General features: G+C 73.6%; 15 protein-coding genes and 2 tRNA genes. 10 read left to right on the forward strand and 7 right to left on the reverse strand.

Features of this window, described 5'->3' with window-relative positions; genetic code table 11:
- Window positions 1-32: 32 nt before the first annotated feature.
- Window positions 33-503 carry a ribose-5-phosphate isomerase gene (locus ACW0Q9_RS09780; protein ID WP_456179795.1) on the forward strand — a complete coding sequence of 157 codons (471 nt, stop codon included), beginning with the start codon at window positions 33-35 and terminating at the stop codon, window positions 501-503.
- A 37-nt stretch (window positions 504-540) separates the two neighbouring features.
- Here ACW0Q9_RS09780 and ACW0Q9_RS09785 read toward each other — a convergent pair whose 3' ends face one another.
- Window positions 541-915 carry a hypothetical protein gene (locus ACW0Q9_RS09785; RefSeq protein ID WP_456179797.1) on the reverse strand — a complete coding sequence of 125 codons (375 nt, stop codon included), beginning with the start codon at window positions 913-915 and terminating at the stop codon, window positions 541-543.
- A gap of 37 nt (window positions 916-952) precedes the next feature.
- The gene (locus tag ACW0Q9_RS09790) at window positions 953-2173 is read right to left on the reverse strand and encodes a GNAT family N-acetyltransferase (RefSeq protein ID WP_456179799.1); all 1221 of its coding nucleotides are present in this window, start codon (window positions 2171-2173) and stop codon (window positions 953-955) included.
- Window positions 2174-2272: 99 nt separating this feature from the next.
- Here ACW0Q9_RS09790 and ACW0Q9_RS09795 point away from each other — a divergent pair, with 99 nt between their 5' ends.
- On the forward strand, window positions 2273-2803 hold the full coding sequence (locus ACW0Q9_RS09795; protein ID WP_456179801.1) for a hypothetical protein: 531 nt from the start codon (window positions 2273-2275) through the stop codon (window positions 2801-2803).
- A gap of 145 nt (window positions 2804-2948) precedes the next feature.
- Here the strand turns inward: ACW0Q9_RS09795 and ACW0Q9_RS09800 are convergent, their stop codons facing one another.
- Window positions 2949-3200, reverse strand: a complete 252-nt coding sequence (locus ACW0Q9_RS09800) for a hypothetical protein (RefSeq protein WP_151461771.1) — start codon at window positions 3198-3200, stop codon at window positions 2949-2951.
- Between the two features lie 145 nt (window positions 3201-3345).
- Here ACW0Q9_RS09800 and ACW0Q9_RS09805 point away from each other — a divergent pair, with 145 nt between their 5' ends.
- On the forward strand, window positions 3346-5226 hold the full coding sequence (locus ACW0Q9_RS09805) for a propionyl-CoA synthetase (RefSeq protein ID WP_456179803.1): 1881 nt from the start codon (window positions 3346-3348) through the stop codon (window positions 5224-5226).
- Here the strand turns inward: ACW0Q9_RS09805 and ACW0Q9_RS09810 are convergent.
- Complete coding sequence (locus ACW0Q9_RS09810; protein WP_456179805.1) at window positions 5216-8209, reverse strand: Hsp70 family protein; 2994 nt, start codon at window positions 8207-8209, stop codon at window positions 5216-5218. The two genes, ACW0Q9_RS09805 and ACW0Q9_RS09810, sit on opposite strands and share 11 nt — an antisense overlap.
- Window positions 8210-8529: 320 nt before the next feature.
- Window positions 8530-8603, reverse strand: a tRNA-Gly gene (locus ACW0Q9_RS09815).
- Between the two features lie 278 nt (window positions 8604-8881).
- Between ACW0Q9_RS09815 and ACW0Q9_RS09820 the strand changes: the two genes are divergently transcribed.
- The 5 genes from ACW0Q9_RS09820 (at window position 8882) to clpX (ending at window position 13443) form a co-directional block, all read left to right on the forward strand.
- Window positions 8882-8955: transfer RNA gene (locus ACW0Q9_RS09820), tRNA-Pro, on the forward strand.
- A gap of 144 nt (window positions 8956-9099) precedes the next feature.
- Window positions 9100-10446: a trigger factor gene (gene tig, locus ACW0Q9_RS09825; RefSeq protein ID WP_456179807.1), complete on the forward strand. Its 1347-nt coding sequence runs from the start codon at window positions 9100-9102 to the stop codon at window positions 10444-10446.
- Between the two features lie 172 nt (window positions 10447-10618).
- Window positions 10619-11260, forward strand: a complete 642-nt coding sequence (locus ACW0Q9_RS09830; RefSeq protein ID WP_088960728.1) for an ATP-dependent Clp protease proteolytic subunit — start codon at window positions 10619-10621, stop codon at window positions 11258-11260.
- Window positions 11261-11270: 10 nt separating this feature from the next.
- Window positions 11271-11933, forward strand: a complete 663-nt coding sequence (locus tag ACW0Q9_RS09835; protein WP_091269636.1) for an ATP-dependent Clp protease proteolytic subunit — start codon at window positions 11271-11273, stop codon at window positions 11931-11933.
- A gap of 214 nt (window positions 11934-12147) precedes the next feature.
- Window positions 12148-13443, forward strand: coding sequence for an ATP-dependent Clp protease ATP-binding subunit ClpX (gene clpX / locus ACW0Q9_RS09840; protein ID WP_091319119.1), 1296 nt, complete (start codon window positions 12148-12150; stop codon window positions 13441-13443).
- Window positions 13444-13466: 23 nt separating this feature from the next.
- On the opposite strand, the gene ACW0Q9_RS09845 is transcribed toward clpX, so the two are convergent.
- On the reverse strand, window positions 13467-14090 hold the full coding sequence (locus tag ACW0Q9_RS09845) for a helix-turn-helix domain-containing protein (protein WP_456179810.1): 624 nt from the start codon (window positions 14088-14090) through the stop codon (window positions 13467-13469).
- Between the two features lie 41 nt (window positions 14091-14131).
- Between ACW0Q9_RS09845 and ACW0Q9_RS09850 the strand changes: the two genes are divergently transcribed.
- Both ACW0Q9_RS09850 and ACW0Q9_RS09855 read left to right on the forward strand, forming a co-directional pair.
- Window positions 14132-14965: an EamA family transporter gene (locus tag ACW0Q9_RS09850; protein WP_456179812.1), complete on the forward strand. Its 834-nt coding sequence runs from the start codon at window positions 14132-14134 to the stop codon at window positions 14963-14965.
- Window positions 14966-15005: 40 nt separating this feature from the next.
- Entirely contained in the window at window positions 15006-15803 is a 798-nt protein-coding gene (locus ACW0Q9_RS09855) for a carbon-nitrogen hydrolase family protein (RefSeq protein ID WP_456179814.1), read from the forward strand.
- A gap of 36 nt (window positions 15804-15839) precedes the next feature.
- On the opposite strand, the gene ACW0Q9_RS09860 is transcribed toward ACW0Q9_RS09855, so the two are convergent.
- Window positions 15840-16067, reverse strand: coding sequence for a hypothetical protein (locus tag ACW0Q9_RS09860; protein WP_456179816.1), 228 nt, complete (start codon window positions 16065-16067; stop codon window positions 15840-15842).
- Window positions 16068-16527: the final 460 nt, after the last annotated feature.

Genomic DNA, 16527 nt, shown 5'->3' on the forward strand with positions numbered 1-16527 from the left:
GGCCCGGGGGCGGGCCTGTCAGACTGCGCGGTATGCGCGTCTACCTGGGATCCGACCACGCCGGTTTCGAGCTGAAGGTGCACCTCGCCAACCACCTGGCCAAGCAGGGATACGAGGTGGTCGACGTCGGACCGCACGTCTTCGACCCGGACGACGACTACCCGGCGTTCTGCCTGCACACCGGGCAGCGCGTGGTCGACGACCAGGGCAGCCTCGGTGTGGTGATCGGCGGCTCCGGCAACGGCGAGCAGATCGCCGCCAACAAGGTCGCCGGGGTCCGGGCGGCGCTCGCCTGGAACACCGACACCGCCCAGCTGGCCCGCGAGCACAACGACGCCAACATCATCGCGATCGGCGCCCGGCAGCACGCCCTGGACGAGGCCACCGCCCTCGTCGAGGCGTTCCTCACCACCCCGTTCTCGGGCAACCCGCGGCACGCCCGCCGGATCGCCCAGGTCGCCGACTACGAGCAGAGCCGGGAGCTTCCCGACCTGCCCGCCTGACCCGGCAGCGGCGGGCGCGGCCACCGGGTCGCGCCCGTCACCGCCCCGAGCGGGGCAGTTCCTCCCGGGGCACCCAGTTGCGGCGCACGATCACCACCCGGGCCTCGGCCTCGGCCAGGTCCTCGTCGGTCGGCCGGGCCGCGTCCCGCGCCCGCAGCGCCGCCGTCACGCTCACCTGCGAGGAGCCCGAGCCGACCAGGCCGCGCAGCCCCCGCTCGCCCTCGTCGGCGGGCGGCCCCGGGCGCCGGCCCCGCTCGTGCGACTCCGGCTCGGCGCGTCGGACGCCGCGCGGCGACCTGGAGCCGTCGCCGTCGTGCACCCCGGCCGTGCTGGCGCTCGTGCCCTCGGGGTCCGGTGCCGCGCCGTCGCCGTGGTGCCGCAGCCGTCGTCGCCGGCGCTCCGCATCACCCATCACCCGACCGTACCGTTCCCGGTGGGGCGTGGGGGAGTCAGAAGACCTCCATGGGAGCCGGGGCGCGGTGCCAGCCGAACGCGGCGCCCGTGGCCGCCACCGTCCCCGGCACCAGCTCCCGGACCCGGCCGGCGGCCGCGAGCTCGGCCAGGCCGGCGCCGCCCAGGTAGAGCTCGCCGAGGGCGCGGACGTCGCAGGCCAGCCCCGCCGGCGCCGAGGTGGCCGCGCACTCCGCGCCGGACGGGCCGCCGACCAGCCGCCACCGGCCGCCGTTCTCCGGCAGCAGGTCGTCGGTGACCTCGACCACCACGTCGACGTCGGTGGCGTAGCGGCGGGCGGCCAGCGCGGCCGGCACGTCGACGACGCGGACCCAGAGGGCGTCGGCGAGCCGGGCGCCGAGCTGCCGTGGCTCGTCCACCAGCCGGAAGAGCGGCTCGTCCACGGCGGCGATCGGGAAGGACACCCGGCGGGTCAGGTCGATCGAGAGCAGCAGCCGCCACAGCGCCAGGTACGCCTCCGGCCGGGCGGCCACCACCTCGCCCACCTGGACCTCGGCCCGCGGCACGGTGCCGGCCCACTCCTCCTTCGTCCGGTAGAGCGCGTACCCGTCGAGGCCGTCCGGCCCCTCGTGCAGCAGCACCCGGCGCTCGGTGGCGCCGCCCCGCAGCCCCTTCGCGTCGGCGAGCACGTAGTCCCACCAACGCTCGTTCCGCTGCGACCAGCCGGGGCGGTCGGCGCGCACCCGCTCGTACAGCCGGGCCAGCTCGGCCCGGTGCGGCGCCGGCCGGTCCAGGCGGAGGGTGCCCTCGGCGGGCGTGGGGTCCGGCAGGCGCAGCCCGATGGTGTCGCCGGCCAGGAGGAGCCGCTGCGCGGCCAGGCCGTAGCCGAACCGGGGATAGATCCGGCCCTCGCTGGCCCAGAGAACCGCCAGCGGCTCCCGGCCGGCGTCGCGGACCTCGCGGAGCTGCCGGCGCATCAGCCCGGTGAGCAGCCCCCGCCGCCGGTGCGTCGGTGCCACCGACACCATTGTCACGTGCGCGGCCGGCACGCTGGCCCCGGGCGCGGCCAGGTCGCGGGTGAAGGCGCCGGCGTGTGCGACGGCGGTGCCGCCGTCACGGACCAGCAGCGACCGCTCGGGTTCGAACACCCCGCGCTCGATCTCCAGGAGTTCCGGGTCGAAGCCGCCGTGGAAGGCCAGCGACAGCAACGCGGAGATCTCGTCGAAGTCCTCGGCCCGGGGCACCAGCGCGTCAGTCATCCGGTGTGTCTAACCCATCACCTTCGGGGTCGGCACCCTATTTGCCGGCTCGCTACCCTCGGAACCGTGGCCGGCGTCGGTCGAGGGGGAGGGCACGAGATGGCGGACCAGACACAGCCGTGGGCGGAGCGGACGGTCGAGGTGCCGCCGCAGCCCGGCGTGGTGCCCCCGCAGCGGGACGCGTTCCGGCGCGGGGTGGCCGCCGTCGGCCAGCCGCGTACGCCCCGGACCGAGCAGTTCCCCGCCGTCGACCCGAGCGACTGGACCGCCGAGTCGGCCCCCCGACGGCCGATGGGCTGGCACCTCGCCCAGCTCCGCCGGGGCGGGGAGTGGAGCGCGGCCGGCGCCCTGTTCGCCTTCGTCTGCTGGGGCATCTGGGCGATCTCCGGCCGGGGCGACCTGGGCGCCCCGCTGCTCACCTTCGTGCTCAGCCTGCTCACCGCCGTCGGCCTGTTCGCGCTGGCGCGGCTGGTCGGCCGGCTGGTCCTGGAGCGGCAGCTCGGCCGGGTGCGGCGCAGCGCCCGCGGTGCCCACCTGGTGACCGCGCTGTTCCTCGTCGGCGTGGGGGTGGCCTACCTCCAGCAGACCGAGTGGGTGGTCTCCGCCTGGAACTGGGTGACCGGCAACTGAACCGTGGCCGCGGGCGCGGCGGCTTCCCGCCGCCCGCCCGCGCGCCCGGTCGCGGAACGCCGCGACGCCGGTCGTCACTCCACCAGGACGGCGCTCGCATTACCCGGCCGGGCCCGGATCATCCGTCGCCCGGTCGGCTGAGCGGTCACTGCCCCTCGGCGTCGGCCTTCGGGGAGGCGACCCGTGCCGCCGGGTCCTCGACGCCCGGCTCGCCGCCGCCCGGGGCCACCATGCCGTCGTAGTTGTAGACGGTGCCGCCGTCGTGCTGCTTCGTGGTCCGGATGTAGCGGTGGATCATGCCGTCGATCTCGATCTCCAACAGGGCCTGGTCACCCGCGTCCTGGCTGCTGCCGTCCCGGGGACCGCCCACCAGGTACGCCTTCGTGTTCGTCTCCATGTGCCAGCCGTACCCCTGGAGGGTCGGGCGGAAACGGTGACCTCCACCGGCGGAGCCGGGCCGTTCACCGAGCCGGGGCGCTCTTCCGGCGCACCCGACCCGGTGGGCCGTTGCGCCGGCCCGGGCCCGCGGTCAGCATGACGGGATGGGCGCGTATCGATCAGCGTACGAGCGGAGCATCGCCGACCCGGCCGGCTTCTGGCGGGAGGCGGCGGCGGACCTCGACTGGCACCGGGCGTCGGAGCGGATCCTCGACGACAGCGGCGCGCCGCTGTACCGCTGGTTTCCCGACGGCGTGCTGAACACCTGCCACAACGCGCTCGACCGGCACGTGGCCGCCGGCCGGGGCGACCAGCCCGCGCTGATCCACGACAGCCCGGTCACCGGCACGCTCCGCACCCTCAGCTACGCCGAGCTGCTCGCCGAGACCGCCCGGTTCGCCGGTGCGCTGCGTCGGCTCGGCGTCGGCCGGGGCGACCGGGTGCTGCTCTACCTGGCCATGGTGCCGGAGGCGGTGATCGCCATGCTGGCCTGCGCCCGGATCGGCGCGGTGCACTCGGTGGTCTTCGGCGGCTTCGCGGCCCACGAGCTGGCCGTCCGCATCGACGACGCGCGGCCGACCGTGATCGTCGCCACCTCGTGCGGCATCGAGGCGGACCGGGTGGTGCCCTATCACCCGATCCTCGCCGCCGCGCTGGACGAGGCGGCCTACGCCCCGGCGCACTGCGTGATCGTGCAGCGCCCCCAGGAGCCCGCTCCGCTGCTCGCCGGTCGCGACCTGACCTGGGACGAGGTGATGGCCGACGCCGAGCCGGTGGAGTGCGTGCCGGTCGCCGCCACCGACCCGCTCTACATCCTCTACACCTCCGGAACCACCGGCCGGCCCAAGGGCGTGGTCCGGGACAACGGCGGGCACGCCGTGGCGCTGCGCTGGTCGATGCGCAACGTCTACGGCATCGAGCCGGGCGACGTCTTCTGGGCCGCCTCGGACGTGGGCTGGGTGGTCGGCCACTCCTACATCGTGTACGCGCCACTGCTCACCGGCGCGACCACCGTGCTCTACGAGGGCAAGCCGGTCGGCACCCCGGACGCCGGGGCGTTCTGGCGGGTGGTCGCCCAGCACCGGGTGGCCGCCCTGTTCACCGCCCCCACGGCGATCCGGGCGATCCGCCGGCAGGACCCGGACGGCGAGCTCCTGGCCGGATACGACCTGAGCAGCCTGCGCACCCTCTTCCTGGCCGGTGAGCGGCTCGACCCGGACACCTGGGCGTGGGCGGGGGAGCGGCTCGGCGTACCGGTGGTGGACAACTGGTGGCAGACCGAGACCGGCTGGCCGGTGGCGGCCAACCCGCGGGGCCTGGAGCCGCTGCCGATCAAGCCCGGCTCCCCGTCGGTGCCCGTCCCCGGCTACGACGTCCGGGTGGTCGACGGCGACGGCCGGGAGGTGCCGCCGGGCACCGACGGCTCGATCGTGATCCGGCTGCCCCTGCCGCCCGGCTGCCTGCCCACCCTCTGGGGCGACGACGAGCGCTACGTCCGCTCCTACCTGGCCGCCTTCCCCGGCTACTACCTGACGGGCGACGGCGGCCGGTTCGACGACGACGGCTACCTCTACGTGATGGGCCGCACCGACGACGTGATCAACGTGGCCGGGCACCGCCTCTCCACCGGCGCCATGGAGGAGGTGCTGGCGACGCATCCGGCGGTCGCCGAGTGCGCGGTGATCGGCCTGGCCGACCCGCTCAAGGGGCAGGTGCCCAGCGGGTACGTGGTGCTCAGGGCCGGCGCCGAGGTGGACCCGGACGCGCTCGCCGGCGAGCTGGTCGGCCTGGTCCGGCAGCGGATCGGGCCGGTGGCCGCGTTCCGCCGGGTGACCGTGGTGCCGGCGCTGCCCAAGACCCGCTCCGGCAAGATCCTCCGCCGGACGATGCGCGGGCTGGTCGAGGGGCGGGACGAGCCCGTGCCGCCGACCATCGAGGACGCGGCGGCGCTGGCCGTCTTCCGCGACCTCGGCGCTACTCCTTGACGAAGCGGTGGAGCACGAAGTCCTTCTCGGAGCCGCAGGCGATGACCTCGGTGTTCCACGAGCAGGAGTCGCCCCGGACGTCCCTCAGCTCGCCGAGCTGGGCCACCTTGCCCGACCCGGCGCCCACCCCGGCGACGCTGCGGTCGTCCACCCCGCTACCCAGCGGGTCGGCGAAGAGCAGCAGGTTGCCGGCGTCGACCCGGACGGCCACCCCGTCCTCGTCGTCGAGCACCTTCGTCCCGTCCGGCGCGAAGAGCGTCGCCGCCGGCTCGGGGTAGAGCCGCCGGGCCAGCACCCGCTCACCGACCGGCACCAGTTGGGTCATCCCCGGCGCCGCCCACCGCTTCACGCCCTGACCCTCCGTGGCCGCCACCACGGCGGCGGTCTTGTCGTCGGAGTTGGTCACCTCCAGCAGGCACGCCCGGTGCTCCCCGCACGGCGCGAGCGCCTTCGCCTGCCGGTCGTCGTCCTCCGCGGTGTAGAGCACGCTCGGCTGTGCCTGCTTCCCCAGGTCGTAGGCGAGCAGCCGGCCGTCGTCGCCCGCCACGTAGAGCCGGTCCTCGTGGGCGGCGACCAGGTCGTCCGGCTCCGCCACCGCCTTCCAGCCGCGGACCACCCCGCCGGAGCCGAGGTCGATGAGCCGGACCGACCTGTCCGCGCTCACCTGCACGAGCCGCTCGACCGGGCCCTGCTCCGGGTCGCGGGGCGAACCGTTGCCGTACCCGGGGCCGGACACCGCCTCGTCGGTGGTCACCGGGTGCACGCTGTCGCGCGTGCCGCCGTACTCGTCGGTCAGGTCGGCCAGCGACCACTTCTCGTCGCCGTTGCTCAGCTTGAGTCCGACCAGCCGCTTCCGCTCGTGGTCGGTGACCGCCACCACGTCCCTGCCGACGAACAGCTCGTCGTCCCCGTGCACGGTGTGCTGCCAGCGCGGCTTGCCGGATCCGCCGTCGAGCACCTCCAGCTGGCGCGGGGTGCTGCTGCCCGCGGCGTCCGCGAGCAGCGCCACCGCGCCGGGCAACGCGACCACGCCGGCCCACTGGTCGGCCGTCGTGGCGCTCTCCTTGCGCCACAGCACCCTGCCGGTGTTCGCCTCGACGGCCACCACCGCCAGCCGGTCGTCCTCGCGCGGATAGGCCAGGTAGGCCCGGTTGCCCGCGACCGCCGTGAACATCTCCACCGGTCGCTCACTGCCCGCCGCGACCCGCGTGCCCTTGCCGAACGCCTCGAAGTCCAGCTCCGGGTGGCGGTCCCGGGTCAGGTAGAGGACGGTCGCGGTGGCCACCCCGGCGACGGCCGCCACCGCGCCGACCGAGATCCACAGCGCCCGTCGGCGCCGGCCACCGCCGCTCGGCGCGGCCGGCGACCCGGGCGTCCCGTTCCCGGGTACGCCGGGCCAGCCCGGCCATGCGCCCGGCTGGTGCGGGATTCCGGGGGCCCGCGGAGGCGCGCCGGCCACCGGCGAGCCGTGCGGAGGCAGCGCGGGTGCGGGCGTACCCGGGGCGGGTGAGAGCGGGGCCACGGCGGTGCCGTGCGGGGCGGCGGCGAGCGGCGTGCCCTGTGGTCCGGGGGCGACCCGCGTGCCGTGCGGGCCGGCGAGCGCCGCGCCCTGCGGGGCCGGCTGCGGCGGCCCGGCGGCGACGGTGGTGCCGTCCGGCGCGGCGGCCGGGGGGACGGGTGTCCGCTGGTCGGCGGCGGGCGGCATTCCGGCGGGCAGCGTGCCGGCGGAACCGGGGTCGAGCAGCGTGCCGGCTGGGCCGGCGCCCGGTGACGCGGCGGCCGTCGGGCCCGCGGGGGCGGCGCCGACCGGGGCCAGCGGCAGCGGCGGTGCGGCCGGCCGGTTGCGGCGCAGCGGCAGGTCGGTCAGCGCGCCCTCGGCGACCGGCAGCTCGGGCTGCTCCAGCACGGTGGGTGCGATCCCCAGCTCGCCGTGGAGCAGCCGCGCCACCAGCGGGATCCGGGACGAGCCGCCCACCAGGAACAGCCCGGCGAGTCGCTCCGGGGTCAGCCCGGCCGCGGCGATCACCCGCCGGGTCTCGGCGACCGCCCGCCGTAGCAGCGGGCCGGCCACCCCCTCCAGCTCCGCCCGCGTCAGCGACACCGCGGCCGGCACCCCCGGCACCGCCACCGGCGCCGCCGTGGTGCGGGACAGCATCTCCTTCGCGCCCCGGACGTGCTCGACGAACTGGAGCCGCTCCCGCCACTGGGTGGTGTCGGCCGGCTCGCTCAGCCGCGCCCACTGCGCCGGGTGGGTGGCGGCGATCCGCGTACCGACCAGCGCGAGCAGGGCGGCGTCGAGGTCCAATCCGCCCAGGTCGTCGAGGCCACCGCAGGAGATCACCGTGAAGCCGGAGTCGCCCCACGGGTCCGCGCCCTCGTTGCGGACCACGGCGACGTCCAGGGTCCCGCCGCCGAAGTCGAAGACCGCCACCGACTCGCCGACCGGCACCGGCCGGCGCAGCACCTCGGTGTAGTAGCGGGCCGCCGCGACCGGCTCGCGCAGCAGCCGGGTGCCGGGCGGGATCGGGCCGGAGAGGGTGTGCTCGGCCGCCGACGGCCAGCCGGCCAGGGCGAGCGCCTCGGCGAGCACCTGCCGCCGGTCGGCGTCCCAGGTGGCCGGGCAGGTGACCACCGCGGGCGGCAGGAAACCGAGCGCGTTCACCGCGGCCTCGCCGACCGCGCGCAGCACCGCGCCGAGCAGTTCGGCCGGGGTGCTCCGGCGGTCGCCGAGCGTCACCTCCGGCTCGTCGACGCGGCGCTTCGGGTTCGGCTCGTAGCGGTCGGGATCGGCGTGGGCCAGCCGCAACGCGTCCCGCCCGACGTGCAGGCGCCCCTCGGTGTCGGCGTACACACCGGACGGCAGGATCGGCTCGCCGTCCACCAGCAACGGCCGCGTACGCCCGTCCGGCCAGCGCAGCACGGCCACGGTGTTCGAGGTGCCGAGGTCCACGCCGAGGGCGAAACCGTCCCGCTGGCCTGACATCCGTCGCTACCTCCACCCGACGAGGGGATGTCCGGCCCCGCATCGTACGCATTCCCCGCCGCCCGGAGATCTCCGGCGCGCTACCCCCGAGCGAGGTTCCGGCAGCGGTCCGGGAAAGCCCGACCTGCCCTCGTTTGCCGCTGTCCGCCTGGGCGGGGAAGGCGCGTGCCGACCGGCCGTCGACGACGGCTGGCCCGCGTGGGTGCCCGGATCCGTCACCGGGTGGGCCCCTGGCCGCTGCCCGCACCGTAGGACCTGCCCGGGGAAATGAGAGCGGCCCAGGTGCCGCGATCATGCGGTCTGCCTGGGCCTTCGTCTGGTGGAGCGGGCGACGGGAATCGAACCCGCACCGTCAGTTTGGAAGACTGAAGCTCTGCCATTGAGCTACGCCCGCGTGCGCCCCGCTCTCGCGGCACGCGCCCGACAGCCTACCGAATCCCGGAACCGGACGCGCAGCCGCGTACCGCGCGCCGCACCGACCCGTTCGCCTCCCCGAGATCGACACCACCTCGCCGAGGTCGCGCCTTCCGAGCGCCCCGGATACCGCCACTTCGCCGAGGTGGCGCCGGGCGGCACGCCGCGCCGGCCGGGCGCGGACGGCCCGGGGCGAGGCGCGGCGCGCGCCCCGGTGCCCGTCCGGCGGGCCCGGACGGCATACACTTCTCGTCGCCACGGGGTGTGGCGCAGCTTGGTAGCGCACTCGCTTTGGGAGCGAGGGGCCGTGGGTTCAAATCCCGCCACCCCGACTGTCGTTCGCGCCGGGTCGCCCGGGAACCGCCGATTTTTTCCGCGCGGTACCCGGGCGCTGCCGATGCCGCAGGCCGGCTCGCCTACACTCGATGCGCGCAATCACGCCCAGACTCAACTGAGATCCGTCAAGGAGTACGCCTGTGAAGAGCACCGTCGAGACTCTGAGCCCGACGCGCGTGCGGCTCGCCATCGAGGTGCCGTTCGTCGAGCTCGAGCCGAGCCTCAGGAAGGCGTACCGGGAGATCGGCCAGCAGGTCCAGGTTCCCGGCTTCCGCCGGGGCAAGGTTCCCGCCGCAGTGATCGACCAGCGGGTGGGCCGGGGCACCGTCCTCAACGAGGCGGTGCAGGAGGCCATCCCGCAGAACATCCTGGCCGCGGTCCGCGAGCACGACCTGAAGACGCTCGGCCGCCCGGAGGTCGAGATCACCGAGTTCAACGACGGTGACTCGCTCAACTTCACCGCCGAGGTGGACGTCCGCCCGGAGATCACCCTGCCGGACCCGGCCACCATCGAGGTGACCGTCGACGAGATCCAGATCGCCGACAGCGAGATCGACGAGCAGGTCAACAGCCTGCGCGAGCGGTTCGCCACGCTGAAGACCGTCGAGCGGGCCGCCCAGGAGGGCGACTACGTCCAGATCGACCTGAACGCCACCGTCGACGGCGAGGACGTGCCGGGCGGGCAGGCGAGCAACATCTCGCACGAGGTCGGCAGCAAGCAGCTCCTGCCGGGCCTGGACGAGGCGCTGGTCGGCCTGGCCGCCGGCGACAGCACCACCTTCTCCACTCAGCTGGTCGGCGGCGACTACGCGGGCCGGGACGCCGACGTGGCGGTGACCGTCCGCACGGTCAAGGAGAAGGAGCTGCCCGAGCTCAACGACGACTTCGCCCAGCTGGCCAGCGAGTTCGACACCATCGAGGAGCTGCGCAACGACCTGCGCGAGCGGGTCACCCGCGGCAAGCAGGTCGAGCAGATCTACGCCGCCCGGGACAAGGCCCTCGAGCAGATGGTCGCCGCCGCCGAGGTGCCGGCGCCGGAGGGTGTCGTCAAGGAGGAGGTCGAGAGCCGCAAGGCCGCGATGGTCGACCAGCTCGAGCGCATCGGCGCCTCCCTGGAGGAATACCTCGCCGCGGAGGAGAAGACCGAGGAGCAGATCGACACCGAGCTGACCGAGGCCGCCACCGACGGCGTCAAGATCCAGCTCCTGCTGGACACCCTGGCCGACGCCGAGGACGTCCAGGTCTCCGACGACGAGTTCGGCCACGAGATCGTCCACCGCGCCCAGCGCGCCGGGATGGCCCCGCAGCAGTACTACGACCAGCTGGTCCGCTCCGGCGCCGCCCAGGCCGTCTTCGGTGACGTCCGCCGGGGCAAGGCGCTGGCCTCGGTGATGGAGAAGATCAAGATCAAGGACTCGGCGGGCAACGAGGTCACCCTCGACGCGCTGCGTGCCCAGAACGAGGCCGAGCACGACCACCAGCACTGATCGTCGGGTGTCGGCCGCCGTCCCGCGCTGTGCGCCGGGCGGCGGCCGAACCCTTTTCCGGGTACGCCCTCAGGGTGACTGCGCTGAGAGCGAACAGTGCCCCGACCGGGAGTACGGCCCCCGGCTGAGCGGTTAGTGTCGGGTAGGACGGTACGGAGAGCGAAGGGCTGCCATGACCGACATGCACATCCCCAAGAAGTCGCTCCGGGCGATCGAGGCCCGCGGTGGCGACTCCATTGGCAACCTCGACGACTCGGTCTACAACCGGTTGCTCAAGGAGCGGATCATCTTCCTGGGCAGCGAGGTGACCGACCAGGTCGCCAACCGCATCTGCGCGCAGCTCCTGCTGCTCGCGGCGGAGGACCCGGACCGCGACATCAACCTCTGGATCAACTCGCCGGGTGGCTCGGTCTACTCCGGCATGGCGATCTACGACACCATGCAGTTCATCGACAACGACGTGTCGACGGTGGCCATGGGCATGGCCGCGTCGATGGGCCAGCTCCTGCTCTGCGCCGGCACCAAGGGCAAGCGCTACGCCCTGCCGCACGCGCGGATCATGATGCACCAGCCCTCCGGTGGCCTCGGCGGCACCGCGTCGGACATCGCGATCCAGGCCGAGCAGATGCTCTACACGAAGCGCATGTTCCAGGAGCGGGTCGCCCACCACACCGGCCAGAGCCAGGCGCAGATCGAGGCGGACTCGGACCGGGACCGCTGGTTCACCGCCCAGGAGGCCATGGACTACGGCTTCATCGACAAGGTGATCATCGGGGCCGCGCAGGTTCCGGATGGCGCCGGGACCCTGAGCTGAGGAGCTGACGATGACCGACCTGAGCCTGCCGCCCCAGTTCGCGGCCGTGCACAACCGCTATGTCCTGCCGTCGTTCGTCGAGCGCACGTCGTACGGGATGAAGGAGTCCAACCCGTACAACAAGCTGTTCGAGGACCGGATCATCTTCCTCGGCGTCCAGGTGGACGACGCGTCCGCCAACGACGTGATGGCCCAGCTGCTGACGCTGGAGGGCACCGACCCGGACCGCGACATCATCATGTACATCAACTCGCCGGGTGGCTCGTTCACCGCCATGACGGCGATCTACGACACCATGCAGTACGTCCGCCCGGACATCCAGACCGTCTGCCTCGGCCAGGCGGCCAGCGCGGCGGCGGTGCTGCTCTCGGCGGGCACCCCGGGCAAGCGGATGGCGCTGCCCAACTCCCGGATCATCATCCACCAGCCGGCCACCGAGGGCGGCTACGGCCAGGGCTCGGACATCGAGATCCAGGCCCGGGAGATCCTGCGGATGCGGACGCAGCTCGAGGACATGCTGTCCCGGCACTGCAACCGCCCCATCGAGCAGGTCCGCAAGGACATCGACCGTGACAAGATCATGACGGCCGAGGAGTCCAAGGAGTACGGGCTGGTCGACACGATCCTGACCAGCCGCAAGAAGGGTCTGCTGGCGTCTCACGCCGCCAGCTGAGCAGTGCGAGGTCGGAGGTCGGTCGGGGCGTCGTTCCCGGCCGACCTCTGACACACCCGTTTTGGGGGTCGGAGAAACCTCCGGCAGCGGGTAACGTCGGGTCTGTGCCGCTTCGCTGGGTCGGACCGGCGAGGTGGGACGACAGGACGGACGGGCGCGCGGCGCCCGCAGGTCAGGGCCGGCGTACCGGCCGACGAGTGCAGGGAGAACGTAGGTGGCACGGATCGGTGACGGCGGCGACCTACTGAAGTGCTCCTTCTGTGGCAAGTCGCAGAAGCAGGTCAAGAAGCTCATTGCGGGCCCCGGGGTCTACATCTGCGACGAGTGCATCGATCTCTGCAACGAGATCATCGAGGAGGAGCTGGCCGAGTCCGGCGAGGTGAAGTGGGAAGAGCTTCCCAAGCCGATGGAGATCTGCCAGTTCCTCGACAACTACGTCGTCGGTCAGGAGCAGGCCAAGAAGGCGCTCGCCGTCGCGGTCTACAACCACTACAAGCGGATCCAGGCCGAGGCCGCCGGCGCCCCGGGTTCGGGCAGCGACGGCGTCGAGCTGGCCAAGTCCAACATCCTGCTGCTCGGCCCGACCGGGTGCGGCAAGACCCACCTGGCGCAGACCCTGGCCCGGATGCTCAACGTCCCGTTCGCGATCGCCGACGCCACCGCGCTCACCGAGGCGGGCTACGTCGGAGAGGACGTGGAGAACATCCTCCTCAAGCTGATCCAGGCCGCCGACTACGACATCAAGCGCGCCGAGACCGGGATCATCTACATCGACGAGGTCGACAAGATCGCCCGGAAGTCGGAGAACCCGTCGATCACCCGGGACGTCTCCGGTGAGGGCGTGCAGCAGGCGCTGCTGAAGATGCTCGAGGGCACGGTGGCCAACGTGCCGCCGCAGGGCGGGCGCAAGCACCCGCACCAGGAGTTCATCCAGATCGACACCACAAACGTGCTGTTCATCTGCGGTGGTGCCTTCGCCGGCCTCGACCAGATCATCGAGGCCCGCACCGGCTCCGGCGGCACCGGCTTCGGCGCCCGGCTCCGGTCGGTCTCCGAGCGGTCGACCGACGACATCTTCAGCCAGGTCATGCCGGAGGACATGCTCAAGTTCGGGCTGATCCCCGAGTTCATCGGCCGGCTCCCGGTGATCACCAACGTGCGCAGCCTCGACCGCAGCGCGCTGGTCCGCATCCTCACCGAGCCGCGCAACGCCCTGGTCCGGCAGTACCAGCGCCTGTTCGAGCTGGACGGCGTCGAGCTGGAGTTCGAGCAGCCGGCGCTGGAGGCGATCGCCGACCAGGCCATGCTCCGCGGCACCGGCGCCCGCGGCCTGCGGGCGATCATGGAAGAGGTCCTGCTCTCCGTGATGTACGAGGTGCCGAGCAACCCCGACGCCGCCCGGGTGCTGATCACCCGCGAGGTCGTCCTGGAGAACGTGAACCCGACCATCGTGCCCCGCGAGTTCACCGGCCGGCGGGCCCGCCGGGACCGCGAGGAGAAGTCGGCCTGACCGCCGCCGCGACCGCGCCCGGGTCAGCTCGGGCGCGGTCCGCGTGACCGGGTCCGCCGGTCCCACTCGCCCGACGGGGTGACCGCCACCATCACCAGCCGCGCCGGTTCGTCGCCCGCGGCGCGGTAGCCGTGCTCGCGGTCGGCGTGGAACTCCACCGTCTCGCCGGCGCGTACCTCGTGGTCGACGCCCTCGACGGTGACCGTGACGGTCCCGTCCAGCACGTGCAGCACCTCCCGGGTGCCGCGCGGGTGGTCGGGAGAGTGGTGCGCCTCGCCGGGCTGCAACCGCCAGTCCCAGAGCTCGACCAGGTCGGGCTCGCCGAGGCCGCTGAGCAGCCGCGCGGTGCCGCCGTGCTCGCCCCGCCACAGCACCGGCGCGTCGCCGGCCCGGGAGACCCGCACGGTGCTCTCCTCCGCCGGTTCGAGCAGCCGGGCGATGTTGACGCCGAACGCGTCGGCGACCCGGCAGAGGGTGCCCACGCTCGGGTTGGTCCGCGCCCCCTCGATCTGCACGAGCATGCCCTTGCTCACCCCGGAGCGGCCGGCCAGTTCCTCGAAGGACCAGCCGCGGGCGGCCCGCAGCTCGCGTACCTGTCGGGCCACCGCGGAGGTCACCGCGCCCACCCGCCCTCCGGCGTCGGTCATCACACTATCCTTCGCGGTCAATATTGTGGTACGACTGCCTGATGTTCCCCATTGTGCTCGCCGCGGTCTCCGCGGTCGCGTTCGGCACGGCCGACTTCTCCGGCGGCAAGGCGTCCCGCCACGCCGACCCGATCGCGGTGACCGTGGTGTCGCAACTGCTCAGCGTCCCGCTGCTGCTCGCCCTCGTGCTGATCGTGCCCGGCACGCCGAGCCCGCTCGACCTGGCCTGGGGGCTGCTCGCCGGGGTGGCCGGCGCGGCCGGCGTGATGCTGCTCTACAAGGCCCTGGCCGGCGGCATGATGGCGGTCGTCGCACCGGTCACCGCGATCACCGCCGCGGTCGTCCCGATCGTCGCCGGGCTGGTCACCGCCCACTCCCCGGGCGCCCTCGCGCTCGCCGGCGCCGGGCTCGCCGTGGTGGCCATCGCGCTGGTCAGCCTGGGGGAGGGCGGTGCCAGGGGAAGGGCGTCCGGCCGGCTGATCGGCATGGCGCTCGGCGCCGGGCTGCTCTTCGGGATCTTCTTCGCGCTGCTCGGCCAGGCCGACGAGGGCGCCGGCATGTGGCCCGTGGCCGCGGTACGGGTCAGCTCGATCGCCTTCGGTCTCGCGCTCGCCGTGCGCACCGGTGTACGCCTGCGGCTCGCACCGCGGGTGCTCCGCTGGGCGGCCGCGGCCGGCCTGCTGGACTCGGCGGCCAACGCGCTCTTCCTGGCCGCCGCCGGCCGGGGGCACCTCAGCGTGGTGGCTGCCATCGCCGCCCTCTACCCGGCGAGCACCGTGCTGCTCGCGCTCGCGGTCGACCGGGAACGGCTCCGTCCGGTGCAACTGGCCGGGCTCGGTTTCGCCGCCGGCGCGCTCGTGCTGGCGAGCGTCTGAGCCCTGTCGCCGCCCGCCGCCCGCCCGTACGCTGAGCGTCATGCGCGTCGCCGTCTGTCAGCTCAACGCCCGTGACGACCGGACCGCGAACCTCGCCGCCGCCGAGGCCCTGCTGACCAGGGCCGCGGCGGCCGGCGCGGATCTCGCCGTCCTTCCGGAGTACGTCGACTACCTCGGCCCCGCCGCCGGCATGCCCCCCGCCGAACCGGTCGACGGCGTGGTGGGGCGGTTCTTCGCCGACGCCGCCCGCCGGCTCGGCATGTGGGTGATCGCCGGCTCGTTCCACGAAGCCGGGCCGGACCCCGAGCACACCTGGAACACCTCACTGGTCTTCGACCGCGACGGCGCGCTCGCCGCCAGCTACCGAAAGATCCACCTGTACGACGTCGAGATCCCCGGCCGCGTCTCCTACCAGGAGTCGGCCACGGTGGCGCCGGGTGAGAAGCCCGTGGTGGTCGACGTCGAGGGGCTCCGGGTCGGCCTGTCGATCTGCTACGACCTCCGGTTCCCCGAGCTCTACCGCCAACTGGCCGCCGACGGCGACGCGGAGCTCCTGGTGGTGCCGGCGGCGTTCATGATGCACACCGGGCGCGACCACTGGGAGGTGCTGCTCCGGGCCCGGGCGATCGAGAACCAGTGCTATGTGGCGGCCGCCGGCCAGACCGGCGACCATGAGCCGGGCCGGACCTGCTTCGGGCGCAGCATGGTGGTGGATCCGTGGGGGACCGTGCTCAGCCAGGTGGCCGACGGCCCGGGTCTCGCCGTCACCGACCTGGACATGGACCGGCTGCGGACGATCCGCGTCGAGGTGCCGAGCCTCGCCAACCGGCGGCTCTGAGCCCGCTCAGCTCTCCAGGAGCACGCCGACCCCCGCTCAGCTCTCCAGGAGCACGCCGACCACGGTGAAGCCGGCGATCGCCGCCGCGGTGACGAGCAGGGCCGTGGTCATCCGCGAGGGGCCGCGCCGGACGAGCCGTCCCACCGACGCCACGACGACGACGAGCACGAAGGCGCCGATGACCAGCTGCCAGAACGGCAGCAGGAGCCCGAGCAGGGCCTCCTCGGCGAGCGTCGCCGCCGGCAACCGGGACACGTCATCCATGCCAGACACTCTGGCATGGATGAGCCCGCGGTGGTCCGGTCCGATCCCCGCTTCCGCCGGCGGAGTCCCGCGCGGACGCTCCGCGCCGGCAATGACGATCATTGATTTGCCTTCTCGGAGCCGTCCGCGTAACTTTCTCTCTGCACGCGGGAGGCCGGACAAACCGGCCGAGAACGGGCGCCAGGCTGGTGGCGGTGACGCCGAGCCAGACTGAGGATCGGGCGGTGCGAGTGACTCCGGGAAACACGGGGTTGCGATCGCGAAGCCGACCGGGTAGAGTTCGAAAGCCGGCAGGGAGCCGGGCGGGTGGCCGCGAGAGCGGCGATCGGCCGGTCCGCCGGAACCCACGACAGCAACGACCGCCATCTACGGCGTGCGTCAGCGTGGATCGGACCGTACCAAGTTGATCACCTCGAACACGAGGTTGACAGCGAGGAACGGCCCGGGTAAGTTAGAGAGG

The sequence above is a fragment of the Micromonospora sp. I033 genome (genome assembly GCF_053890995.1).